This is a genomic window from Egbenema bharatensis FJBBOT/2019 (assembly GCF_048077055.1).
In the GTDB taxonomy this organism is placed as follows: Bacteria; Cyanobacteriota; Cyanobacteriia; order Elainellales; family Elainellaceae; genus Egbenema; species Egbenema bharatensis.
In genome coordinates this window covers 2,211,854-2,236,343 of record NZ_CP182236.1, presented here as the reverse complement: position 1 = coordinate 2,236,343, position 24,490 = coordinate 2,211,854, and the positions used below count along the sequence as shown (strand labels likewise).

Genomic DNA, 24,490 nt, shown 5'->3' with positions numbered 1-24,490 from the left:
TTGCATAAATTTACGTCAGGGTGAGAATCAACATCAGGGCAAGAATCCATTACATGAAGCTGAATGGTTTAGTGCCACCCGTGACGAATTTTGAGAACTTCACCAAAACCTCAAATTCTTCTGCTAGCGTTCAAATATCAAAGCTGGGACAGCACTTCATGAGTCACTGTTGGCTGCTCATCCCCTATTAACTTACAAAAATCATTTATTGTTTTTACTCCGGAGCGATCGCATATGCCGATTCAATCAGATCGCCAGGTTAAATCCCCTGAATCAAAACGTAACGGCTGCATCCCGTAAAAGCCAGAACCACAGATTAAACCATTAAATTAACTCATTTGGAGCACTGCTATCTAAGGCAGGAATCTATGGAATTATCCCATCAACCAATTTGGACGCTGGCCGCTGAAGCTGTTTTTTCAGTTCTGGGCACCCGCTCGAAGGGATTATCAGAACACGAGTCCTATCAACGTTTCGTTCAGTTTGGCGCAAATGAACTGCCCGAACCACCCCATCGTCCCCTCTGGTTGAGGTTTACCGATCAACTGCGCCACTTTATGGCCTTACTCCTGTGGGTAGCGGGAATTCTGGCGTTTGTTTCGGGCACCCCCCAGTTGGGCTGGGCGATCTGGGCGGTGATCTGGATTAATGCCCTATTCAGCTTTTGGCAGGAGTATCAGGCGGAGCAGGCATTGTCTGCCCTCAAAAATGTCTTGCCGATGCAGGTGAAGGTGTACCGGGATGGGGAACTGAAACAGCTTCCGGCACGAGAACTGGTTCGTGGGGACGTAATACAACTGGAGGAGGGCGATCGCGTTTCGGCAGATGCCCGTTTAGTATCCGCTGAAAGCCTGTACCTGGATGTATCAGTGCTGACTGGAGAATCCCTGCCCGTAGCCCGCAACGCCCATCCCGTGAGTATCCGTAAAGTGGCTGCCATCCGATCGGGCCAGACGATTCCGTCGGGGGAACATGCGCTACAGGAACCCGTGAATTTAGCAGAAATTCCCAATCTTGTATTGGCCGGTTCCACGGTCTCCTCCGGGCGCGGTGTTGCCGTGGTGTATGCCACAGGTGCCCAAACGGAGTTCGGTCATGTTGCCCATCTGACTATGGTGGTGAAACGGGAACCCAGTACATTAGAAATACAGGTGGCTCACCTGGTTCGAGTCATTACTGCGATCGCCCTCAGTATGGGAATTTTGGTGTTCCTGCTCACATCCTTTCTGGTGGGTATGGAGGTTTGAGAAAGCTTCATTTTTGCGATCGGGATTATTGTAGCTCTGGTTCCAGAAGGTTTGTTGCCGACTGTTACCTTATCCCTGGCGATCGGCGTGCGGCGGATGGTGCGACACAATGCCCTCGTGCGTCGGCTGTCGGCGGTAGAAACCCTGAGTGCCACCACTGTCATTTGTACAGACAAAACCGGAACATTAACCAAAAATGAAATGACGGTGCAGTATCTCTGGTTGCCCTGGCTCCCTTCAGACGATCGAGGGGGTGATCGAGGGAATGTCGATGGCCACGAAACATCGTTCCCGCCAATCCCCCCAAGCCACCCCAGCATCGCCCCCACCCTGATTGAAGTGACCGGGGCAGGCTATGATCCAACGATCGGACGGGTGCAGATCCCAGAAGACTTCACAGCCGCCTGGAAGGTGAAATTCCTGCTCACCGGAGCAGCCCTTTGCTCCAATGCCCGCCTGATTCACCTGACTACCCCCAGTCGCTGGCAGGAAATTGGCGACCCCACCGAAGCGGCTTTACTGGTGGCAGCGGCCAAAGCGAGACTCAATCTGGAAATATTGCAGGCTCAACTGCCCCGACTGCGGGAAGTACCCTTCGATTCCCGACGACGAATGATGACCGTAGTGCTGGACGGGCGATCGGGGAAGCGGCTGTTAGATCTCCCGGCTGACCTGTGGCGCGAGGCATGGTTCAACCTGGCATTTACCAAAGGGGCACCCCTGGAAGTGTTGCGCCACTGTACGGCGATTGTGCGGAATGGCACCCTGTCCACCCTGACTCCCAGCGATCGTCAAGAAATTGTAGCGGCCAATGATGGGCTGGCTCAACAGGGATTTCGGGTACTTGGGGTAGCGGTGCGTCCAGGAGGCAGTGAAATGCTGGAGTGGCGATCGCAGGAATTGGAGCAAAACCTGACCTTCATTGGCTTAGTGGCGATGTTTGATCCACCCCGTCCAGAGGTGGAATCTGCCCTTGCCCAGTGCCATTCGGCAGGAATTAAGGTGACGATGGTGACGGGGGATTATGGACTGACCGCAGAGGCGATCGCCCGAAAGATTGGGCTGGTCACAAACTCAGTGCGGGTGGTAACGGGGGAAGGGATGGGGCATTTGTCCGATGCTCAACTGCGCCAGATTGTGAAGTATCGATCGGGTCTGGTGTTTGCCCGGATGTCACCTGAACACAAGCTGCGACTGGTTCAAGCTTACAAGGATATTGGGGAGGTGGTGGCAGTCACGGGGGATGGAGTCAACGATGCACCAGCACTGAGGGCAGCCCATATTGGGGTGGCGATGGGAATGAACGGAACGGATGTGGCACGGGAAGCGGCGGATATTGTCTTGACGGATGACAATTTTGCCTCGATCGTCACTGCCATTGAACAGGGCCGGGCTGTGTATCAGAACATTCGCAAGTTCATGACGTATATCCTGGCATCCAATCTTCCAGAACTGGTTCCGTTCCTGTTCATGGTGGCCCTCAAAATTCCGCCCGCTTTAGTGATCATGCAAATTCTGGCGATCGATTTAGGAACTGATATGATCCCAGCTTTGGCCCTGGGGGCAGAATCCGCAGAACCCGGAACCATGCAGCAGTCTCCCCGCAAAAAATCCCAGCCCCTGCTCGATACTCCACTTCTCCTTCACGCCTACGGCTTTTTAGGCCCTCTAGAAGCTATGTTGGCAATGGCTGCTTTTTTTGGGGTGTGGTGGAGCAACGGGTATGGATTGACTGAATTACAAGCCGTGACTCCCAGTATTCTGACCCATGCCGCAGATGCTGCAACGCTAGCAATTTATCTACAGGCGACAACCATGACCCTGGCAGCGGTGGTGGCCTGTCAAACGGGGAATGTCTTTGCCTGCCGCTCAGAACGAACTGCCATTCTCCAAACTGGCTTCTTTTCCAATCCGCAGATCTGGCTAGGAATTGCGATCGAATGGATTTTAGTCTTGCTCATTATCAATAGCACGGCTCTGAATCATATTTTTTCGACTGCGCCTTTAGCTCCCTGGCAATGGTTAGTCTTGCTGGTCTGTCCACCCCTGATCCTGGGGGCTGAGGAACTGCGGAAAGCGGTTGTGTTCGCCAGGACGAAAACCTGACTGGCGATGGTAAAAATCAGGCAGAATGGAAACATCCTTTAGCTGGGGCAGGTCATGAGCGCACACAAGCTATCGGTCAAACGGCTGGATTATTACCAGGAGCGTGCATCGGATCAGATCGTTCCTCAACCTGCTGTTTTGAGGAGTTTGGGTTGGAATGGGTTGCACCTTGAACTGCACCAGCAACCGACCTTTGCCACCGATGAGCACCATCACACTCTGCATGTACTGGCTTGTGGGGTAGCTGGTCATCAAAATGCACCGGGAATGCGATCGCTAGATGGCAAACGATCGCGCGAACGCCGGGGGACGGGAGACATTGCAATTATTCCCGCTGGAATCAACCATTCCTGTAGTTGGGACACTCCCGCTCAATTTATGGTTCTGGCTGTTGACCCGGTTCTGCTCAAACAGATTGGACAGGACTGGGTCAATCCTGACCACATCGAATTAGAACCCCAGTTTATGAGTGAGTCGGATCCGTTCATTCAAAGTATTTTGTTGACTCTCAAAGCAGAAGCCGAGATCGGAGGCATGGGCAGTCATTTGCTGATCGATAGCTTGAAAACAGCACTGGCTGTTCACTTATTGAGAAACTATTGTGTGACTCGACCCCAACGCTCCAATTTCTCCGGTGGTTTGCCTCAAGGGACGTTAACACGGGTGAAGGAGTATATTAGCGAGCAGTTGCATCAAGATTTGAAATTGGATGAGATCGCAGCGATCGCCCAGATCAGTCCTTACCACTTCCTCCGCTTGTTTAAGCAGAGTATGGGAATCACACCCCATCAATACATTTTGCAGTGTCGGTTAAATCAAGCAAAAAACTTATTGCAATATAGCAATCTCAGTATTGCTGAAATCGCTATCAGAACCGGATTTTGTGATCAAAGTCATTTAACACGCTACTGCAAACGCATTATCGGTGTTACGCCCAGGCAACTCGTACAGGCTCGATCGGTTTCAGAAAGATCGCAATAATCTTCCAAACCTGCGCAACTTTTTTCTAGAGTCTTGCGGCACCCACTTCCTACAGTAGAAGCAGATTCGATGAGGAAAGAGAGATGCTATTTGAACAAAGTTTTGCGATCGCCCAGCCATTATCCATTTCCCCCATGACTGTTCCACTATGGGGATTAGTGATTTTTATGCTCTGGACGATCGCAGTGGTGGTTTTTTTACTGGCTGTGAGAATCCGGCATTTAGCGGCAGGAGGCAGTCCTAAAGATTTTGGAACGATCGACGATAACAATCTGATGTGGCGGTTGTTTCGGGTTCAGGCTAACCTGGTTGAAAATTTGCCGCTGTATCTGGGAGTCGTTTTTCTCCTGGTCATACGCGGGGCATCTGGAGGTCGCGTTGATTTGCTGGTCAGCCTCTATATCACGTTCCGGCTTTTGCACTCTATTGTTCATATTATCGGTGCAGATCCAAGGCTGCGAGTATTCAGCCTGGCAGTTCAATTTAGTTGCTTGATCAGTTTGCTCATTCTGACAATCTTGTAATCAGCCTAACTCTACAATCCGCAAATTCCAGGTATCAGCGAGGCAATTTGCCTGTATCCGCTCTCATTCTGCCTCGCAAACAGCTTCTTTCACACCCTCGTGTTCCAGTTGTATCAAGTTGCGTGGGAGAATGACGGTGAAAGTCGTGCCAATCCCTTCCTGACTTTCAAAATAAATTTGCCCTTTTTGCAGGTCTACACATCGTTTAACGATCGCTAGACCTAATCCAGTTCCCTGAATTCCAGAGACATTTGCAGCCCGATGAAATGCCTCAAACAACTTTGATTGGTCTTGCTGGGGAATACCGATCCCCTGGTCTTGAATACAAAACTGAGCCTGGTTGCCCTGGCAATCTAATGTGAAACGAATTACACTGCCTGCACTGGAATATTTGATCGCATTGGAGAGTAAGTTGTCCAGAATATGCCGCAATAGACCCGCATCTACTTTGGCTTGAGTACAATCGCTTTGGGATGAAAAAAGGATTTGGTGAGAGGAATTTTCGGTGAGTTGAAAAGCTTCGACAATTTCATGGCAGAACTCTTTGAGTTCAAGCCGAGTCCATTCAACTTCAACCCGTCCAGATTCCGTGCGACCGAGTAAGAGAACTTCATCAAGTAAATGAAGCGTTTGATCAATCGCATCATGAATCCGTTCAAAACAGCGTGCTTTTTGCTCTGCTGGTAGATCATAACCTTCCAAAAAATCAACCCCAAATTTGATTGCTGCTATGGGATTACGAAACTCATGGGAAACCATTGAAATAAAACAATTTTTCATCTGGTTCAGTTCTTTTTCTTTCTCAAGGGAACGCCGAATTTCTGCCTCGGCTCGCTTGAGTTGGCTGATGTCTCGTCCTTCTGCAATTAACAAAGCAATACAACCATGCTGATTTTTCAAGGGTTTGATGGAAATATCGAACCACCATACATTACCTTTTGATGTGTAAGCCTGAAGCTCTGAATGCACCGTTTCACCCTGCGAGGCTCTCAGCACCGCTTCTTGCAACCAGGACTGGGATTTTTCACTCGATCGCCAACAGGGGGCTTCCCAAATAGGATGGTTGAGAATACGCTCAGGTTCAAAATCACTTTCTTCAGCCACCTGATTAATGTCTAAAACTACCCCATCGGGACTGAGCAACCCCATGAACTGAAAGGACTGGTTAAAGACTTCACGAAACCGATTTTCACTCTCCTGAAGCCGTCTCAGGTTCTGGGCCCGTTCGATCGCATAGCTGACTGACTTCAATAGCAGGTCTGCCGAGACTTGCCCTTTAACCAGATAATCCTGGGCACCCTGAGCCACGGCCTGGCGAGCAAACGCTTCATCCTGTAACCCTGTGAGCACAATGATGGGGAGATGAGGAAAGGCAGTTTGCACCTGGGTAACGGTTTCAAAGCCTTGAGAATCTGGAAGCGAAAGGTCAAGGAGAATCACATCAAATTCAGTGTTATGCAAATGCTCCAGTGCCGATGTCAGGCGTTTGGCATGGGTGATTTGCCAGGATTTTGCATCATTGTGTTGCAGCAATTTCATCAATAAAGCAACATCTGCAGGATTATCTTCCACTAATAGAGCAGAAATCACATCAGTATTCATGAATTGACTACCTATGTATGTAAATAAATTAAGCCGAAAAATTAAGATTGTTTAATGTAACCCTGTTTCAAAAGGGTAGAGAAAAACCGTAGAACCATTGTTTCGACTGCCAGTCTACGCAAGCAAGATGCCTACGCTACGGTTGTTTAACCTCCTGCATCGAATTTTTCTTCATTCTTTACAAAATAGTACAAACTATTTATCTACTGTCCATTTTAAATAGTACATTTCTCTGAATATAAATTAAATAATTACAGACCTTTCGTTATCTTTCCCCCAGATTATAGGGATAACGCAAAGTCAAAGAAGTATTAACTTTGCTCAACGGGAAATTCAACCAAAGCAAACCAGAAATGCTCAATGGATTTGACTACCTCAACAAACTGTTCCAAATTGACGGGCTTCACCAGGTAGCAGTTAGCGCGAAGTTGATAGCTTCTCAGGATGTCGGCTTCGTCCGAGGAGGTGGTCAGAATAACGACGGGGATCGTCATCAAATTCTCATCTGCTTTGATTTCAGCCAGAAGCTCACGACCGTTTTTCTTTGGCAAGTTTAAATCCAGCAGAATTATATCAGGGCGAGGAGCATCCACATATTTCCCTCTTTGGTGCAGAAAGTCGCTGGCTTCAACCCCATCTCGCACTAGATGCAATTCGTTTAAAAACTTACTGCCTCTTAACGTTCTCCGAATCAGAACGGCATCGCTTCTAGAGTCTTCAACGAGCAGAATTGTGAGTAATCGGACGTGGGTTGTCATCGTGAGTCCTTCATAGCGCGGGGAATTGTGAAGAAGAAGGTTGCTCCCTGCCCCAGTTGGGACTCAACCCAAATGCGTCCCTGGTGTCGTTCGATAATTTTTTGGCAAATGGCTAATCCTAGTCCGGTGCCAGAATATTCATCGCTAGCATGCAGGCGTTGAAAGATACCAAAGATACGCTTCGCATACTGAGGCTCAATCCCAATGCCGTTATCCTGAACAGAGAATAACCATACTTCAGGGTCTACAGGTTCGATTGTCAAGCGCGAAGAGCCAGGATCGCTCAAATCACTGGTTGCTTCTACGGTATAGCTTCTGGCTGAAATATGAATCCGTGGATCTGCTTCACTGCGGTACTTCAGGGAATTGCTAATCAAGTTTTGTAGGAGATTCGCCATTTGGTTGGGGTCTGCCGTCAGGGTGGGTAGAGGATCTGCGGTGATCGTGGCTTGATGCTCAGAAATCACTACCTGTAAATCTTTTTTGACTCGTTCCAGTATGACATTGCAATCGACAGCTTGGAGTCGCAGTTCATAACGACCAACCCTGGAGTAGGCAAGCAAATCTCTGATCAATTGCTGCATCCGGGTTGCGCCATCCACAATAAACTCGATGTACATCTCAGCATCGTCATCGAGTTGTTCTTTGTATTCGTTCGCCAGGAGTTGGGTAAAACTTGCAACGGCTCTTAGCGGTTCCTGTAAATCGTGGGAGGCAACATAGGCAAACTGTTCTAGCTCCTGATTAGAACGCCGTAACTCTTCTGCCAATTGTCGGGCTGATGCTTCAGCTTGTCTGAGTTGGGTGATGTCGCGGGCGATCGCAATGACGGAGGCAATCGAATAGCCAGCTTCCCGTTCTGGAACGAAATAGACCTGGTAACTTTTCGGTTCATTCCGGCTCGTGACCGTAAATTCATCAATTCGCATCTCTCCCGTAACAAACACGTTCTCCAGGGAATCCTCCCACAATCGAGTCATGGCTTGGGGGTAGCCCAACTCAGACGGTTTTTTGCCCAGGAGAAACTGGGGCGCGATGCCAGTCACTCGGATACTGGCGGGATTAACATAGAGATAACGGTATTGCCGATCGTGGCGAGTAATCACATCCGGTGTATTTTCCACCAATGTCCGGAATTCCCGCTCCCGTTGGGTCAGGAGCCGATTCGCTTCCTCTAACTCCTGGGTGCGCCGTTCCAGTTCATCTCGGGCGGTGCGGAGGGTCTGCTCTGCTTGCTTCAGCAGTGTTATGTTCTGAGTCATTGCTAAACCGGCAAAGATCTCACCTGTCTCATCCCGCAGGGGCAGGGTGTAGAGTTGATAGATTTGATTGGCGAAGGACAACTCTGTACAGGTGGGTTCCCCTGCCAACGCTGCCCGGTAGAGGGGTTCTAAAACGGCACTGGTTTCCGGGGGGAGAACGTCCCAGAGCAGATGCCCCTCCAGTTGTTCCTGACTCAGACCCACCTTTCGCATTTCGGTTCCGTCTGACAGCAAGTATCGCAGGTCGTGATCAAAAATGTGAACCGCCCCATTGGGAAAGTTGTGGGCAAGGGCACGATAGAGTTCTTCTCGTTGACGCAGTTCAGCCTCTATCTGCTTGCGTTCCGTCGTATCAATTACGATCCCTGCCATGCGATCGGGCTGGTTCGATTCATCAAAAAACATTTGCCCGATTTCAGTCACCCATCGGACGGTGCCATCTGTCCGCAGAATTCGGTACTCCATATTGGTATTTTTGCCCTGAGCGATCGCTTCTGCCGTTTCTCGCTCAACCCATTCCCGATCGTCGGGGTGCAATTGGCTCATCGCTTTCTCATAGGATGGTTCGACACTTCCGGGTTCCAGACCAAACACCCGGTAACATTCCTCTGACCAGTACAAACGCTGGGTTTCCAGTTCCCAGATCCAGGCTCCGGCTTTTGCTGCCTGCAATGCGATCTGCAACTGTTGCTCGCTATGGCGTAATGCCTGTTCTGCTTGTTTGCGATCGTGAATATCGGTGGAAGTCCCATACCAGCGCAGCACCTGCCCCTGATCATCCAACACGGGTACGGTTCGCATCAGGAACCAGCGGTAGACACCATCAGCGGCTCGCCTCAATCGGGCTTCTATCTCAAAGGGTTGTTGGGCTGCACGGGCGATCGCCCATTGTTCAAATACCGTCTGAACTTCGTCAGGATGGTGAAATTCCGCCAACTTTTGGGCATCGCAACTTTGTTCCAGCGTTAACCCCGAATACTCAAGCCACTGGCGATTGACGTACTCCGTCTCACCCTGGGCATTGCTGATCCAGACCATTTGCGGCATTGAGTCGCTGAGTTGCTGCAACTGTTGTTCTTTTTCTCTCAGAGCAATTTCAGCCTGCTTGCGCTCTGTAATTTCCTCACAAACGGTATTGATGCCGATGATGCGATCGCCATCCTTAATCGGTAAAAAGCTCTCTAACCAGACCCGCTGTACCCCCGGTTGGGCAGGAGTCTCCCCCGTAATTTCGACCTTCAGGAGCGGGGTTCCCGTTTCCAAAATTGGGCGTAACAGTTGTTCTGCGGTATCTGCTAAATCGGGTAATACCTCTCGAACACTGCGACCAATGTGGGCTTCAACAGGTAATCCATTGATTTCAGCCAACCGTTGATTAATCCGAACAAAGCGAAGTTCTGTGTCTAAGACATTTAACCCGATCGGTGCGGATTGATAGATCGTTTCAATTTCCGCTAATTGCCGTTGCACCTGCTTCTGACTTTCCCGCAACGCTTGTTCTGCCTGTTTCCGTTCTGTAATATCTCGCAATGCCGAAACGCGCACACTCCGTCCCTGATAGAGGCTCTGCTTGCCAACGACCTCCAGATAGATGCGGGTGCCATCCTGTTTTATTCCAGTCACTTCATAGGGAGACTCGTAGTGAATTGCGGTATGGTGCAGAACCAGTTCCAGGGATTCAGGCGTGAGAAAATCAACGGCTGATTTGCCGATCACGTCTTCCAGGGAATAGCCGAACATGACAGCAAACCCCGGATTAGCATCCAAAATCTGGCCGTTTTCCTGAACGATAATGCCCTCAAATATAGCTTCGATTAAGGCTCGAAAGCGCATCTCGCTTTCCTGTAATGCCTGCTCTACCTTCTGACGTTCCGCAATTTCCTCCTGAAGCAACTGATTCAGTGTCATTAACTCTTCCGTTCTTGCCGTGACTCTGGCTTCTAACGCTTCAGTCAATTGGCGCAATGCTGCTTCGGACTGTTTGCGTTGGGTGATATCTCGAACCAGACTCGAAACGGCATCGATCTGGCCACCGTTTTCTAGCACGGGAGAGAGGACATATTCGTAGTACCTTAGCCCCTGCACCGTCGGAAAATAGGTTTCTCCTGTAATTGGAATACCAGTCTGGAAAACGGATTCCCGCTGAGCATCATGGCGTTCCATCACCTCCGCCGGAAAGTTCAGTTCGCGCCAGGTTTTTCCCTGCATCTCCTCCGCCTGTAGCCCCAGGACGGCCAGCCCTGTTGGACTGGCATAGAGGTATCGTCCTGCCCGATCGAAAATGTAGATGTGATCCGTTGAAGCCGCTAGAATTTTATCCAGCAAGTTGATCTGGTCGGTTGGGAAAGGGGTACTGGCCATGATGGGATTTGCAGAAGGAGTAATGGAGGGTCGATCGCAATATCAATGCTAATTTCAGTCGATCACAAACCTTGTTTAGATCCCCCCTAGCCTCCCTTGAAAAAGGGGGATCAACCCCAGGGTTCACTGTGAAATGAACCCATTTTAGATCTACTGATCATGCAAAGCAACTCGTGAGCATGAGGATACTGATATTGTGTATCCGGGCGATCGCAGGACAAATCCTTGGACTGTTGCTGCTTGTAACTCATCTCAAGAATGTGATAGTGCAGCAAGAATTAGATAGCGAAGCGTGCGTGTGTTTTCCTAATCTAAAAGTGTCTGGAGGAATCAATTGATGAATTAGGAGGAACAAATGGCACACTTACTACACATCGATGCAAGTCCGCGTGGGGAACGTTCCCATTCTCGCCGTATGACTCGTGAGTTTGTCCAACAGTGGCAACAGCACCATCCCAACGATACGATCGCCTACCGGGATGTGGGGCGCAATCCCATTCCCCATGTCGATGAAACCTGGATTGCAGCCGCCTTTTCATCTCCCGAACAATATACGCCTCAACTTCAGGAAGCGATTCGCCTCAGTGATCAACTGGTCGATGAATTTCTGGCAGCGGATATTTACGTCATTGGGGTGCCGATGTATAACTTCAGCGTTCCCAGTGGTTTTAAGGCGTATATCGATCAGATTGTCCGCATTGGGCGTACCGTTGACTTTGAACCCAATGACGCTGCCCATGTTTACAAACCTTTGGTGCTGGGCAAGAAAATGTTTGTCATTGAAGCACGGGGAGATTCAGGTTTTGAACCCGGTGGACGATACGAGAAGATGAATCATCATGATCCTTACCTCAGGGCAGTTTTTGGATTCATTGGCATCACGGATATTACCTTCATTCACATTGAGAAGAGTGAATATGGCGAGAACAAGTTAGCAGAGTCGATCGCCAAGGCTCATCACAAAATTACTGAATTGGTTGCGGCATAAAGGAGTAAAGACCGAGTATGGTAATGATTGAATACCTGTATGTTTTGAAACTGCTTGCAGCCCTTGGATGTGGACTAATCGCAGGAGTATTCTTTGCCTTCTCAACCTTTGTGATGAAGGCTCTGGCGCAACAACAATCCGCCCAGGGAATTGCTGCGATGCAATCCATCAACATCACGGTGATTAACCCCTGGTTTATGGCTGCATTTTTAGGTACGGGTGTCGTTTGTCTGGTTTTAATGGTTTCTTCACTCCTTCGGTGGCAACAACCCGGTACGGTCTATTTGCTGGTCGGTGCTTTGTTCTACTTGATGGGTTGTTTTGGAGTGACAATGGTGTTTAATGTCCCGCTCAACGATGCGCTGGCTGTTGCCAACCCCGACAGTCCAGAAGGTGCAGATCTGTGGGCCAGATACCTGACCGACTGGACGTTTTGGAACCATGTGCGGACGATCGCTGCATTTATCGCAGCCGCCTTATTTACAATGGCAACTAACGCCCCACCAAACCTGTAGCGTTCGATGAGTTCACCTGAACATACGATTTTTGGGCGCATACTAATTTAATTGCCATTCATCGATTGTCGTTAGCCATTGCTGGATGAAGGAGAATAACATTGGGCTTAGCTGAAGGTAACGTATCAAATAAAGCGATGGCATGATTTATGGAACCCTACATCAGCCTGATTACGCTGGGAGTATCTGACCTTGTTCGTTCCACTGCCTTTTACAAGCAGGGGTTGGGTTTACCAACGAAAGAAGAGTTTGAGGGCGTGACGTTTTTAAATCTGAGAGGAACCTGGCTGGCTCTCTATCCCCGTGAGGCACTTGCAGCCGATGCTCACGTTTCAGATGCAGGCAATGGTTTTCCTGGGTTTACTCTGGCACACAATGTGAAATCAAAAGAAGCAGTCGATCGCATTCTGCAACAGGCAGAATCCGCAGGAGCCGCTATTCTTAAACCAGGGCAAAATACCGATTGGGGTGGCTACTCTGGCTATTTTGCTGATCCAGATGGGTATCTATGGGAAATCGCGTGGAATCCTCATTTTGATTTAACCAACGGCTAGCTGTTTATTACTGCAACAGAGTTATCGAATGATGAGTGAACTAACTCCACAACATATCAACTCAACTTTTGTTGTGATTGATGATGCCAACAATGCAATTCCAATTGCAGTCAGCGATCGCTTCTATGAGAAGCTAGAACAGCAATTTGGAGACTTTAAGGGAAAGCGGTTGATTTCCCACTACACATTTGAGCAGGACTGGGATAGTTGGGAAAGACACCCTGCTGGAGAGGAATTTGTGTGCCTTTTATCTGGACAAATTGATTTCGTCCTGGAGCAGGATGGAGGTGAAGAAATCGTGTCTCTCAACACCCCTGGTCAGTATGTTTTGGTGCCACGCGGAGTATGGCATACGGCAAAGGTTTATACTCCCAGTTCAGTGTTATTTATCACGCCCGGTGAAGGAACCCAGACGCGATCGCTCTCCTGAGCCAAGTCATTGATTGACTCGTTGAGCGATCGCATCTTCAAGGAGCAGCAACGATTCCGTCTTATTGCTGTCGTCGGTAATGAGCGGTCATAAAGTGCTGCCACTGCCCATCATCGCGCAACATGTAGGAGGTCATCACTCGATGATCGTCACTCTTGAACTCAATCACATCTTTGTATTTTGCCATCTTGTCTTCACCTGACATGGCTGGCCCTTCATTGTGCAGGGTTAGCACCGTTTCAGACGCATCCAGTTCACCATCATATATCCAGAGATGCGTCATCATTGACCCAATCCAGGTGCCGACATATCGCTGTTTCTGGGGATCGTAACCCAGGGTCATCAGCGTTGTTGCAGTCCCAGTGCAGGGCATTTCACCCTGTCCTTCCGCCAGAATCCAGAGTCCACCCAGGGAACGTACCGTTTCTGTTCCGGTTGATTTGACCGGAGGTTGATCGGGGCCCATCAGCGCTTCGGTTTCATAAATCCACTCACCGACGAGTTTCTGGAGCCAGTGATGTGCTTTTTGCGGTTGAGCAGGCATGGTTGAAGTTTGTTCGGTTTGAATCGTTTCCATTTTGATCTCCTTGGAGTGAATAATGGAGGATTGCGATCGCAGTAGAGTTAACTTAAAAGGGGCTGGATCAGGTTTTCTACCCATACGTTGGCTTCTGCGGATACCCAGGGGGTGAATCTTCAAAGTCTTCCTGCCGTCCGTAGGGAGTCATATCCAGCAGGCTATAACTGTCGGTGAGGGATTCAACGCCACGACCATAGGTTGAGTAGGTGTGGAACAGATCGTCACCCACACGGAAGAAAACGCTGAGTCCGTGGCTCTCACCCTGCATCACATTCGGGCCATTGCGTTGCTCTAACTCTGCTTTGTCTCGATAGTTGTATTCAATGGGCGCAATGGTTTCGTCTAGGGTGACGTGGAAATCGTAGTTAAAATCGCTGCCAAAGGAGGAATACCAGGGAAGCGTCCATTCATTCAGCGTCTTGTAGGCTTCCAGTTTGGGCAGCGGAGCACGGGAAACTAACGCAAAGGTCGTGTCACGTTGATTCAGCATGGAAAGATCGCCCAGGGATTGCACAAAGCCTGTGCAGCCCATACAGCCCTTCTCCCACTCTGGCGCAAACATGAAGTGATAGATGATCAGCTGGGTTCGTCCTTCAAACAAATCAGTGAGCTTGGCAGAACCGTTTGATCCTGCAAAGGTGTATTCCTTTTCAAGTTTGACCATCGGTAGCCTGCGTCGTTCGGCGTTAATGCGATCGCGCTGCTTAGTCAACTCTTTTTCGTGTTCCAGTAATGCTTTACGAGCCGTCAGCCACTCATCTCTTTCAACGACTTTTGGATGGGCAATTGCGTTCTGAATCATTGTAAATCTCCATGAATCATAAAAGGCTCAAACGACTTGCTCACAGTTGACCATCCACGGTATCCCGAACTGATCAATTAACATGCCAAAGCGAACAGACCAGAAGGTTTGCGCGATCGCCATTTTTACGTTGCCGTTTTCTGCCAGGGCGTGAAAAATGCGTTCTGCCTCATCTGGTTCGGGTACGCTCACCTGCACATAAAAACCTTGGGGTGGTTCAAAATAACCTGGTGGACAGTCCGATCCCATCAGGAGGCGATCTTCCAGTTCAAGACAGGCGTGCATGATTTTGTCATGCCATTCCGGTGAGACATCTTCTGCGGAAGGTGCTTCTTTGTGCGTCATCATCATGGTGATTTTGCCACCCAGACATCGTTCGTAGAATTTGAATGCAGCCTCACAGTTGCCGTTGAACATCAGGTAAGAATTGAGTTGCATGGGGTTCTCCTTGAGTCATCAACTCTGCGTTTTGATGAGCGGATCATTTGCAGATGAAATTATTCTTGCGATCGTGTTTCAACCTGGGCGCGAATGCGGTCTTCCTGCTCCCTTAATTCGGGGGTCAGGGCTTCACCAAAATCCTCTGCTTCAAAGACGGGACGGATTTCAATTTCGGAGTCTCCTGGCATTGGGTTGGGGCAGCGTTTCACCCAGGCGATCGCCTCTTCCAGGGAGTCCACCTCCCACAGCCAGTACCCTGCAACTAGCTCCTGCGCTGGCGTGAAGGGCCCCTGGATGACAGTGCGATCCCTTCCTGAAAAGTGAACTCGCACCCCTTTTGAGCTAGGGTGAAGTCCCTCACCAGCAAGCATGATACCTGCCCTGACTAACTCTTCGTTGTACTGTCCCATTTCAGTCAAAAGCTGTTCGCTGGGCATGGCTCCAGTTTCGGAGTCCTGGGTTGCTTTAACAAAGACCATGACTTTCATTGTGAAATCTCCTATTGCGTAGTTGTATGTTGGATGGCTCTGGTGTGCTGATCACTGACTCGCAGCGACCTGCTTGAGTTCATCAATGTCGATCTTTTTCATTTGCAGCATGGCAGTTGTCACCCTTTGAGCGGTTGCTGCATCGGAGTGGTTGAGCAACTCAATCAGAATGCGAGGAATAATTTGCCACGAAACCCCGTACTGGTCTTTGAGCCAGCCGCATTGTTGGGCGGTTTCATCTCCACCCGCAGACAGTTTTTGCCAGTAATCGTCCACTTCCTCCTGGGTGTCGCAAAAGATCTGGAAGGAAATCGCCTCGTTAAATTTGAAGGTCGGCCCTCCGTTCAGGGCTGTAAATGGCTGACCATTGAGTTCAAAGCTAACAGTCATGACGGTTCCGGCGGGTTTGCCGTGAATCTCCTGTCCAGCTTCCCCATAACGGGAGATGTTTAGAATCTTTGAGTTGCGAAAAACCGACGTATAAAACTGAGCGGCGGCTTCGGCTTGATCGTCAAACCATAAACAGGGTGTAATCATGTGATGGTTTTGCATGAAGGTTCTCCTTATGTTCAATGCTCTGGCAAACCCGCAATTTCAAGCACAGGGCGAATTTCAACGGTGCCAACTTTTGCACCGGGGATGCGGGCGGCGATCGCAATGGCTTCATCCAAATCCTGGGCATTGACCAGATAGAATCCGCCCAACTGTTCACGGGTTTCGGCAAAGGGTCCATCGGTTACAAGCGATTTACCCTCACGAACGCGAACACTGGTTGCCGTTGCCACGGGATGGAGGGGAGCCGATGCCAGAAACTGTCCTTTGGTGTGGAGTTCCTGGGCGAGTTGGGTCGATTCTCCATAGCAATGCTCCCGCTCGGTGTCGTTCATGGCGTTTTCGTTCATATAGATCAGCAGCAAATATTTCATGTGGCCTCCTTTGTGAGTTAGTCGAATGGGAATCACTCAAATCGACACGTGACTGAAAATTTTTTGTTGAGTTCGATCGAGCTTTGCTTTCTCTATCTATGAGTCGAATGGAAACGGCTCCAATCGACACCGCTTAAAAAACTTAACCTTTAGTACTTCTGTACTTAATTATGATCATTGTATTCCCTTTGTAAGTGAGTCGAACGGGAACCGCCCCAATCGACACCCTGTCCAAGATTTTTTATGTCGTTTTATGACAATGACTTCAACCCCAAAATCAGATGTGGCTCAGGCTATCGCCTCGGTGTATCGGGCTGAATGGGGGCGCATTGTCGCTATCCTGATTCGGCTGGTCGGAGATTTTGATCTGGCGGAGGAAGCAGCCCAGGAAGCCTTTACAGCAGCAGTCAATCAGTGGCAAACCAGCGGTATTCCCGATCTGCCCCGCGCCTGGATTATCCGCACTGCAAGGTATAAGGCGATCGATCGCCTGCGACGACGAACGCGACTAACTGAAAAACTGGAGTGGTACGCCACATCGGGGTTGATTCCCTCCAGCGAAGCACCCACCTACGAGGGCGACGACATTCCCGACGATCGCCTGCGGTTGATCTTTACCTGCTGCCATCCCGCACTGGCGATCGAAACTCAGGTGGCGTTGACCCTGCGAATGCTGGGTGGACTGGAAACCGACGAAATTGCCCGTGCCTTTCTCGTTCCGACTGCAACAATGGCCCAGCGGTTAGTCCGGGCTAAGCGCAAAATTCGAGATGCAGGCATTCCCTACAAAGTGCCAGAAACAACCGATCTCGCTCCTCGAATTGAGGCAGTGCTGGCGGTAATCTACCTCATCTTTAACGAAGGTTATGCGGCAACCAAAGGAGAGTCGATCGTGCGGGCGGATCTCTGCACCGAAGCGATTCGTCTGGGGCAGTTGATGCGGCAATTGCTGGCACCCCAGCCCCCCTCAGAAGTGACCGCCCTGGTGGCGTTGATGTTACTCCACGACTCACGGCGCGATGCCCGTCTGGATCAGGCAGGCGATCTGATCTTGCTGGAAGATCAGGATCGGAGTCGCTGGAACCACCCCCAAATTGCCGAGGCGTTGCCCCTGGTGGAAGAAGCATTGCGAGGTGGAACGGGAGTGTATGCGCTACAAGCGGCGATCGCCGCCCTCCACTGTCAGACAACCCGAGCCGAAGAAACAGACTGGGCACAAATTGTGCAGCTCTATGCCGTACTGGAACAGTTACAGCCTTCGCCCATCGTCACCTTAAATCGAGCTGTGGCGATCGCAATGGCAGAGAGTCCTCAAGCAGCATTGGGATTAATTGATCAACTTGCTCCAGAACTGGACAGTTATCACCTGTTTCACGCGACCCGTGCGGATTTACTGCGGCGGGTTGGAGCATTCACGGCAGCGTCCCAGAACTACAAACGAGCATTAGCCCTGGTGACGAATGATAGTGAGCGTCGCTTTTTGGAACGTCGATTACGTGAAGTAATGCCATTGAATCAGGAGTCATAGCTCCTCTTTTGCAGAAGATGCATCGATCGCCCTCACTCCATTGTTCGATATGAACAACTATTCAGGTATTCTCAGGTGAACTGCGCATTAGATGAAAAATATTTTCATTTACCCCTTTACATTTGCGTCGATTTTAATGACAATTATTTTCAACAAAGGTTTCGGAAAGCATCTTCGAGGGTTCTATGAAAATGAGGTAAGACTGATATGACCCATACCATCGCTTCACCCACTATCTGGGAGGCAAAGATCCTCCAGTGGGCTGATAGTGCGTGTCTGACTCACCTTCTTGGGAATCTATAGCATTTTCCATATCGTGAAAGTCTGAGGAATCCTGGAGTCCAATTTCCCTGCGGCGGCGATCGCTGGCAGGATATGGACAAAATAATGGTGATTTCAGGGATGCATTCGGGCGATCGGGGTGTTGAGGAGGGCAAAAATTATCATGAGCCAGATCATCATGAGTCAATGTCCTTGCTGTTCAGCCAAACTTTTACGCCACGCCAGCCAGGGGCGAGTTTACTGGTTCTGTCCAGATTGTCGGCAGGAGATGCCCATTTTGGAAGATGAGAAGTCCAGGACGAATGATCAATTATTCAGAAAGAGAGCGTTGAAATGTCTAAGATTGGATTATTTTTCGGAACTCAAACTGGCAACACAGAAACCGTTGCCGAGCAAATTCAACAGGAATTTGGGGGAGATGGCGTAGTCACACTCCATGATGTTTCAAGTGCCGATACCGATGACTTTAGCGAATACGACTGCATCATCGTCGGTTGTCCCACCTGGAACATTGGGGAACTCCAAAGCGACTGGGAAGGCTTGTATGAGGAGCTAGATGCGATCGACTTTAGCGGCAAGAAAGTTGCTTATTTTGGCGCAGGCGATCAGATTGGCTATGCCGATAATTTCCAGGATGCAATGGGAATTTTGGAAGAAAAAATCTCCGAACTGGGTGGCAAAACGGTTGGATACTGGTCAACGGATGGCTACGATTTCAACGAATCGAAAGCAGTACGCAACGGCAAGTTTGTGGGACTGGCGATCGATGAAGATAACCAATCCGATCTAACCGATGAGCGCGTTAAAACCTGGGTGGCGCAGTTGAAGCAGGAATTTGGAGTCGGGTAGGGTCTTGTGGGGTAGGCATCTTGCCTGCCCATTCAGTCAGGGAGTGGGGAGTGGGGAGTGGGGAGTGGGGTAGGGTCTTGTGGGGTAGGCATCTTGCCTGCCCATTCAGTCAGGGAATGGGAAGTGGAAAGAACTGAATGCGATTCGATCGCAATTTTCATACTGGAAGGAGTAATGAATGACTGCGCCTGATGTACTTTGGTTAAGTGTTAGTCCCAACTTGAGAGGATTTGATCAACCTCTATTGCGGGTTTTGTCCCAACAGACGACTGTGGCTGAGTGGCAGTATCGGCAAACTTTGGATGAAGCCTGTTCGCTGCGAAATGCACTTAATTTATTGGATGATTATCTTTCCCAGGAAACATCTCCTATCCACTTAGTAGGACATGGCACAGGTGGATTATTGGGCTTAATGTATGCTCGAAAATATCCTGAAAAGATCCGATCGCTTTCCTTACTTTCCGTTGGAGTCCATCCGGCGGTAGACTGGCAGGCTCACTATTATGTTCAGAGGGAAATGATGCCCTGTGGCCGAGAAGTTTTGCTGGCCCAAATGGTCTATACGCTATTTGGCAAACAATCTAAAGTCATGACGGATGTGCTTGCAAAAATTCTGGATCAGGCCCTGGCGACCTCCCTATCACCCCATAGCCTCTGGCAACGAGTCAGCATTCCCCCCATGAATGCGCCTGTTCCCTTAATTGTTTGTGGGGGCGCGAATGATGCGATCGCTGGACTAAATCAGTTTAATGAATGGTGGAGCTGGCTGAAGGATGGCGATCGGCTCTGGCAATGTCCAAATGGTTATTACTTTTTTCACTATTTTCAACCGCAACAGGTTGCCCAGCAACTTCTAGATTTCTGGCAGTCGATCGGTCTGTCTCCGGCTCTGGTGCCTGCTCAAAGCTAACCTGACTCAACGTTAGCCCGGTTTAAAGCTGACCGATTCGTAGTAACACAAGCAATCCATTCACTTGGGAGAATGACATTTTGGTGACTCCAATGCTGTTACAGGTATCTCAACCGATTCCGGCGGGAATCCTGATGATTTGTGCCTGGTCGTTGCTGATCGCATCCGTCTGGCGATTCTGGAGAACCTGTCAGGCGGGAGTGGAACAACTTAAACGACTCCATCGGGTTCCCTGCCATCGCTGTGTCTATTTCACGGGAAATTATCATCTAAAATGTACGGTTCATCCCCATACGGCTCTGACGGAAACGGCGATCGACTGTCGTGATTTTGAGCCATCCCTTCATCCCGTTCCAAGCTGTTCTAAATCTTGTAAGCAAGTGTATCCACCTTCTTAGTAGAACTCAATTGTTTCACGTTCACTAAAGAAGTCATTTAAAGTCGCCATGCTTTTCTGGTTGTCATCTCTATCACCGCATCTACGGTCAGAGCAGGAATTCCCAGCATCGGTAACGGACTGTCTCCTGCGTAAACGATCGGCAAGTCATCTTCCTGCCAAACCCAAACCTGTTGGCGATCGATGTCAATTAACCAGGCCAGTTGAGTGCCATTGCTGAGACAGTGGAGGATTTTGGTTTGCAAGTCCAGCGTACTTTGATTAGGCGAACGAATCTCAATCAGCCAATCGGGTGCGCCATTTAGAGGCCCATCTTCATCGGGAAGCCGATCGATGGAATCGAAATATCCGAAACGGGGGAATCGGAGGAAACCAGACAGCGTAACTCCTGGATCGCTTCAAACGCATCTGTATAGTGATTGATGTAATTCACCAAATTTCGCTGAAGACGGGAGTGAAATAGGGTGGGCATGGGCTTTTGGACGGCTCGTCCATTAATGAATTCCCAGGCTGGAGATGCTTCAATGTTGGGTTGGGAGAGAAACGCTGCGAGGGGGGATGCGGAGAGGGATTGCATGGTGTCATCTCCAGGAAACGTTACTGTTTGTGTCTGGGCTGGCGGTGGATGTAAATATAGCCTTAAGAATTCTCCACTTTTTCATATTCTAGTCCTACAACGGGAAAGATTCTGGCGAATCCTGCTGTTTCGGTTCCTGTTGGTTTGTCATGCCCTTATCTGTCTATCAGCGTAAGCTCTATGCCCTGCTTCAAGTTCTGACGGATTATGAATTTTCTCTGGATGGGTTGAGTCAGTTAGCCTGTTTCCAGGATGAGAACACTGATGTTCTGGCTGAGTTGGATCAATGGTGGCAGGCGCAGAATGGTGCAGGATTGTCCAAAGACATTGCTGCTTCCAGCGATCGCGTGAATCTTCATGCTTGTGGCAGTTCCTCAGAGGGCGAGGGTGCAGAAATCCCGATTCGCCATCCCATTAGTGGGCAGGTGGGAAAGGTTGGATCGATGCAATCTCTCAGCCTGGAACAGATTCCAGACGAAATTCGCCAGGAATCCGACGCGCAAAAGGTTTTCTGGTGGTTCTGGCGGTTTTTCCCGGAATTGGGGCTGAAGGCTCAATCCGGTGAGTTATCCGATGGCTTACTGTATCCTGCCCATTTGGTCTTGCCGGACTGCCCGCTCCACAGCTATCAGGCTACGGTTTCTGCCCTGACGGGGCCCGCTTTCCGGAAAATTGGACAGAGGAGGAAGCTCCTGCCCATCCTTACTTGCTGATTTTCACCTTTTCACCCATCCAGGATTTTATCAAAGCCTCTCGCAAATTTCTTGACTTTTGGCTGGATCTTATCTGCTGCACTACCTCAGTGCCCGGTTGTGCTGGCACATTGCCCAGGCGTATGGGCCGGATGCGGTGATCGTGCCGTCGCTGTGGGGGCAGGATATTCTGGATGCGTTTTGGCTGAAACAGGTAGCGGAAGGTGATACTGATTTTGCAACGGTGTTGCGGGAAAGTTTCCAAGGGATTGATGAGCATCAGAGAACGCCAGTAGAACGGTTCAACGAAAAGGTTTCTACCAGCCTCAGTACCGCAGGTTTTCCGAATGTGATTACGGCTTTGATCCCAGGGAAGGAGAAGGCTGAGGAATTGGGAAATCAACTGGCTGAGGAACTGAAAAAAGAATGGAAGACGATCGGCAGAAAAGTCCGCGATCACATTCGGGAAACGGTGAGCCAGGAAGCGGAGAAGATTTTGGAGGGGCAGTGGGAGAAATTTTGGAATGAGATTAAGGACGGATTGCGCGAAGATGAACGCGAAGCCCCGTACAGAAAGGATTTAGAAAAGTGGCGATCGCGGCGGAATCAATTTGATCACGCTACTTATCCCGGTTGGGAATGGTGCAAGCTGTGGGAAATGCAGCTTCAGCACGCCTGGGAACCCTACTGGGCAGCAGTGCCTCTGGGTGATCCGGCGCAACCGCTGGCAATCTGCAAAAATGGGGCTGAAGAAAATGGGACTAAATTTGATTCGAACTGGAAACAGGCGCAAACGGAACTTTCTCAAGCCTGGTTAGAGATTCCCAACTCAGCAGAAGAAGTGGCTTTTGACCAACTGAATGTGGGAACCTGGTGGGGCAGTTTTCAGCAGCGATTACGGGTTTGCATCCAAACGGTGAAGAATACCCGCGTCTGGCAGATTCCTGTTGCACCGGGGGAGCGATCGACGATTTCGGGACAGTACAGTGCGGTGCATCCTAATTTGACCTATCGCAAGCTGGCGCGGCGCGGAGCAGAGCAGGATTTCCGGGAGGGGGCAGGGGTTCCGGAAGGGTCGATGCGGTTGTTTTGGTTGTTAATGGCGAGGGCGTATTCAGGGTTGTTCAGCGGTTCGGAGCGGTTGAATGCGCTGGAACTGACCAAGCGAATGGCGTGGATTTATGGGGATGCCGCAGAGTCATTGGGAATTCCAGTTAGCCAAACGATTAAACGCCTCAAAACCCACCCAAAACTATTGGAGCGTGTACAAATTGACCATGTGGAGCGGTTTCTCTACGATCGCTTTGTCCGGTTTCCTAACCTCAGTTCGATCGCGGCGGCCCGGTTCATTCATGAGAATTCTGAGATGACTCGTAGGTATTGTTCTGATCTGGAGTCAGCTATCCACAATCAATTCGGCGATCGCTACAGGCGAATTTTTCGGCGTATTGCCTGCATTAGTCTGGGGAACATTCCCAAGACCGATCAACAGGTTAATCCTGATCGGCAGAAACGAGGTTATCTCAATGGCGTTATGTTTTCCAGTAAGTGGCTGGCTGAGGATTTGGGGTTAGACCGTTCTCAAACGCAGGTCTTGCGGGGATTAGTGGAGCGCACCCATCAAAAGCATCATTTCGGTGAAGGCAGTCCGTCGGACTGGTGGGTGATTGTGCTGGCGGATGGGGATGGGATGGGGCAGTATATCTCTGGCAGCAAGTTGGAGAAGTATGAAAAGTATCTGGTGAATGTGGATACGGCTGGATTCGATGGGCCGATCGCCCAGGCCTATCGAGAGTTGGAACGAACCCAGAAGCGGATGGGCCCTGCAACGCACATTGGTTTGAATCGGGCTTTGCTGGACTTTTCCAATCGCCTGGTCCCCTACCTCACAGAAAAACGCTGTTGTGGCAAGGTGATCTACAGCGGTGGGGATGATGTGATGGCGGTATTGCCCCTGGAGGATTTGCCGGACTATTTGCGATCGCTGCGGGCAGCCTGGAGTGGTGCAGCAGATCCTTTTGATGAATTTGATCATGGGGATGGCTACTGGCGACGCAGGGTTGCCCCCCCTCTGGAAGGTGTGCCGAAACGACCGCTGTTCACGATGGGAAATACCGCCACGATGAGTATGGGGGTGGTGATTGCTCATAAGAGTGTGCCCCTGCCGACGGTGCTGGAGAATTTGTGGACGGCGGAGGGCGATCGAGCGAAGGAGATGCCGGGGAAGGATGGTATCTGTTTTCGGGTGATTTATGGCAGCGGCAATGTGCTGGAAGCGTTGATGAAGGGGACTTTGCTGGAGCGATGGTGGGCCTTTGCACAACATTACCAGAAAGCCCTCAGTCCGGTACTCTATCGCCTGTCGGAGGAACTCCCAAATCGAGTCGATGTGCAGCATCCCCACCTGTTTGCCGAGGCAGCTAAGGTGATTATGGCGCGACGGGATGAAGACCTGAAAATTAAGGAGTTGGAAGCCCCAATTCAAGACTGGCTGACGGACTGGGCTGAGTGGGCGAATTCTGTGTCCCAACCTGACGCGGAACCGATCGGGGCAACGGCAGCGGATCTGGGAAAAATCTTGCGGTTTACGGCGTTTTGGGTGGATAAGCGGGTGCAGCGGCAAGGCTGGGTGAAGGCTTTCCAGACAGGCAGTGACCCTTCAGAACAACCGATCGCAGAAGGAGAATAGG

Annotated in this window: 22 protein-coding genes and 2 pseudogenes; 13 read left to right on the top strand and 11 right to left on the bottom strand. The window is 50.0% G+C overall.

Translation table 11 applies throughout. The features are described from left to right. The first annotated feature begins 368 nt into the window (after window positions 1-368). From ACM1PF_RS10450 to ACM1PF_RS10440, 3 genes and pseudogenes are all read left to right on the top strand, one after another. Window positions 369-3,353, top strand: a pseudogene (locus tag ACM1PF_RS10450) (cation-translocating P-type ATPase). Window positions 3,354-3,407: 54 nt separating this feature from the next. Beyond that, on the top strand, window positions 3,408-4,334 hold the full coding sequence (locus tag ACM1PF_RS10445; RefSeq protein WP_416674406.1) for a helix-turn-helix domain-containing protein: 927 nt from the start codon (window positions 3,408-3,410) through the stop codon (window positions 4,332-4,334). Between the two features lie 83 nt (window positions 4,335-4,417). After that, on the top strand, window positions 4,418-4,858 hold the full coding sequence (locus ACM1PF_RS10440; protein WP_416674405.1) for an MAPEG family protein: 441 nt from the start codon (window positions 4,418-4,420) through the stop codon (window positions 4,856-4,858). Between the two features lie 63 nt (window positions 4,859-4,921). Here the strand turns inward: ACM1PF_RS10440 and ACM1PF_RS10435 are convergent, their stop codons facing one another. The 3 genes from ACM1PF_RS10435 to ACM1PF_RS10425 form a co-directional block, all read right to left on the bottom strand. Further along, entirely contained in the window at window positions 4,922-6,460 is a 1,539-nt protein-coding gene (locus tag ACM1PF_RS10435; RefSeq protein ID WP_416674404.1) for a hybrid sensor histidine kinase/response regulator, read from the bottom strand. 311 nt (window positions 6,461-6,771) lie between these two features. Next, complete coding sequence (locus tag ACM1PF_RS10430; RefSeq protein ID WP_416674403.1) at window positions 6,772-7,218, bottom strand: response regulator; 447 nt, start codon at window positions 7,216-7,218, stop codon at window positions 6,772-6,774. Then, a complete protein-coding gene (locus tag ACM1PF_RS10425; protein ID WP_416674402.1) occupies window positions 7,215-10,841 on the bottom strand; it encodes a PAS domain-containing sensor histidine kinase in 3,627 nt (1,208 codons plus the stop codon). Before ACM1PF_RS10425 ends, ACM1PF_RS10430 begins: the two co-directional genes overlap by 4 nt. A gap of 355 nt (window positions 10,842-11,196) precedes the next feature. On the opposite strand from ACM1PF_RS10425, the gene ACM1PF_RS10420 reads away from it, so the two are divergent. The 4 genes from ACM1PF_RS10420 to ACM1PF_RS10405 all read left to right on the top strand — a co-directional run bounded on the left by ACM1PF_RS10420 (window position 11,197) and on the right by ACM1PF_RS10405 (window position 13,328). Then, window positions 11,197-11,829 (top strand): FMN-dependent NADH-azoreductase, encoded by a 633-nt coding sequence (locus ACM1PF_RS10420; protein WP_416674401.1) that lies wholly within the window; start codon window positions 11,197-11,199, stop codon window positions 11,827-11,829. Between the two features lie 17 nt (window positions 11,830-11,846). After that, window positions 11,847-12,344, top strand: a complete 498-nt coding sequence (locus ACM1PF_RS10415; RefSeq protein ID WP_416674400.1) for an anthrone oxygenase family protein — start codon at window positions 11,847-11,849, stop codon at window positions 12,342-12,344. Window positions 12,345-12,493: 149 nt separating this feature from the next. Next, on the top strand, window positions 12,494-12,898 hold the full coding sequence (locus tag ACM1PF_RS10410) for a VOC family protein (RefSeq protein WP_416674399.1): 405 nt from the start codon (window positions 12,494-12,496) through the stop codon (window positions 12,896-12,898). Between the two features lie 28 nt (window positions 12,899-12,926). Continuing rightward, complete coding sequence (locus ACM1PF_RS10405) at window positions 12,927-13,328, top strand: WxcM-like domain-containing protein (RefSeq protein WP_416674398.1); 402 nt, start codon at window positions 12,927-12,929, stop codon at window positions 13,326-13,328. A gap of 61 nt (window positions 13,329-13,389) precedes the next feature. Here the strand turns inward: ACM1PF_RS10405 and ACM1PF_RS10400 are convergent, their stop codons facing one another. The 6 genes from ACM1PF_RS10400 to ACM1PF_RS10375 all read right to left on the bottom strand — a co-directional run bounded on the left by ACM1PF_RS10400 (window position 13,390) and on the right by ACM1PF_RS10375 (window position 16,565). Then, window positions 13,390-13,905: a DUF1579 domain-containing protein gene (locus tag ACM1PF_RS10400; protein WP_416676616.1), complete on the bottom strand. Its 516-nt coding sequence runs from the start codon at window positions 13,903-13,905 to the stop codon at window positions 13,390-13,392. Between the two features lie 76 nt (window positions 13,906-13,981). After that, window positions 13,982-14,710: a DUF899 domain-containing protein gene (locus tag ACM1PF_RS10395; RefSeq protein WP_416674397.1), complete on the bottom strand. Its 729-nt coding sequence runs from the start codon at window positions 14,708-14,710 to the stop codon at window positions 13,982-13,984. Between the two features lie 27 nt (window positions 14,711-14,737). After that, on the bottom strand, window positions 14,738-15,148 hold the full coding sequence (locus tag ACM1PF_RS10390) for a VOC family protein (protein ID WP_416674395.1): 411 nt from the start codon (window positions 15,146-15,148) through the stop codon (window positions 14,738-14,740). Window positions 15,149-15,207: 59 nt separating this feature from the next. Continuing rightward, window positions 15,208-15,639 (bottom strand): YciI family protein, encoded by a 432-nt coding sequence (locus tag ACM1PF_RS10385; protein ID WP_416674394.1) that lies wholly within the window; start codon window positions 15,637-15,639, stop codon window positions 15,208-15,210. A 51-nt stretch (window positions 15,640-15,690) separates the two neighbouring features. Continuing rightward, complete coding sequence (locus ACM1PF_RS10380; RefSeq protein ID WP_416674393.1) at window positions 15,691-16,191, bottom strand: VOC family protein; 501 nt, start codon at window positions 16,189-16,191, stop codon at window positions 15,691-15,693. A 17-nt stretch (window positions 16,192-16,208) separates the two neighbouring features. Continuing rightward, the gene (locus ACM1PF_RS10375) at window positions 16,209-16,565 is read right to left on the bottom strand and encodes a YciI family protein (protein ID WP_416674392.1); all 357 of its coding nucleotides are present in this window, start codon (window positions 16,563-16,565) and stop codon (window positions 16,209-16,211) included. A 259-nt stretch (window positions 16,566-16,824) separates the two neighbouring features. Here ACM1PF_RS10375 and ACM1PF_RS10370 point away from each other — a divergent pair, with 259 nt between their 5' ends. Together ACM1PF_RS10370 and fldA are read left to right on the top strand one after the other, a co-directional pair. Continuing rightward, the gene (locus tag ACM1PF_RS10370) at window positions 16,825-18,093 is read left to right on the top strand and encodes an RNA polymerase sigma factor (protein ID WP_416674391.1); all 1,269 of its coding nucleotides are present in this window, start codon (window positions 16,825-16,827) and stop codon (window positions 18,091-18,093) included. 615 nt (window positions 18,094-18,708) lie between these two features. Then, a complete protein-coding gene (fldA, locus tag ACM1PF_RS10365) occupies window positions 18,709-19,224 on the top strand; it encodes a flavodoxin FldA (RefSeq protein WP_416674390.1) in 516 nt (171 codons plus the stop codon). Window positions 19,225-19,256: 32 nt separating this feature from the next. Here the strand turns inward: fldA and ACM1PF_RS10360 are convergent, their stop codons facing one another. Then, a complete protein-coding gene (locus ACM1PF_RS10360) occupies window positions 19,257-19,385 on the bottom strand; it encodes a hypothetical protein (RefSeq protein ID WP_416674389.1) in 129 nt (42 codons plus the stop codon). Window positions 19,386-19,402: 17 nt separating this feature from the next. Here ACM1PF_RS10360 and ACM1PF_RS10355 point away from each other — a divergent pair, with 17 nt between their 5' ends. Then, window positions 19,403-20,134, top strand: coding sequence for an alpha/beta fold hydrolase (locus ACM1PF_RS10355; RefSeq protein WP_416674388.1), 732 nt, complete (start codon window positions 19,403-19,405; stop codon window positions 20,132-20,134). A gap of 92 nt (window positions 20,135-20,226) precedes the next feature. Then, window positions 20,227-20,532, top strand: a complete 306-nt coding sequence (locus ACM1PF_RS10350) for a hypothetical protein (protein WP_416674387.1) — start codon at window positions 20,227-20,229, stop codon at window positions 20,530-20,532. Window positions 20,533-20,569: 37 nt separating this feature from the next. Here ACM1PF_RS10350 and ACM1PF_RS10345 read toward each other — a convergent pair. Continuing rightward, window positions 20,570-21,108 (bottom strand): annotated as a pseudogene (locus ACM1PF_RS10345) (Uma2 family endonuclease). 149 nt (window positions 21,109-21,257) lie between these two features. On the opposite strand from ACM1PF_RS10345, the gene ACM1PF_RS10340 reads away from it, so the two are divergent. Both ACM1PF_RS10340 and cas10 read left to right on the top strand, forming a co-directional pair. Next, on the top strand, window positions 21,258-21,821 hold the full coding sequence (locus ACM1PF_RS10340) for a hypothetical protein (protein ID WP_416674386.1): 564 nt from the start codon (window positions 21,258-21,260) through the stop codon (window positions 21,819-21,821). A 58-nt stretch (window positions 21,822-21,879) separates the two neighbouring features. After that, window positions 21,880-24,489 carry a type III-B CRISPR-associated protein Cas10/Cmr2 gene (gene cas10, locus ACM1PF_RS10335; protein WP_416674385.1) on the top strand — a complete coding sequence of 870 codons (2,610 nt, stop codon included), beginning with the start codon at window positions 21,880-21,882 and terminating at the stop codon, window positions 24,487-24,489. Window position 24,490 lies beyond the last annotated feature (1 nt).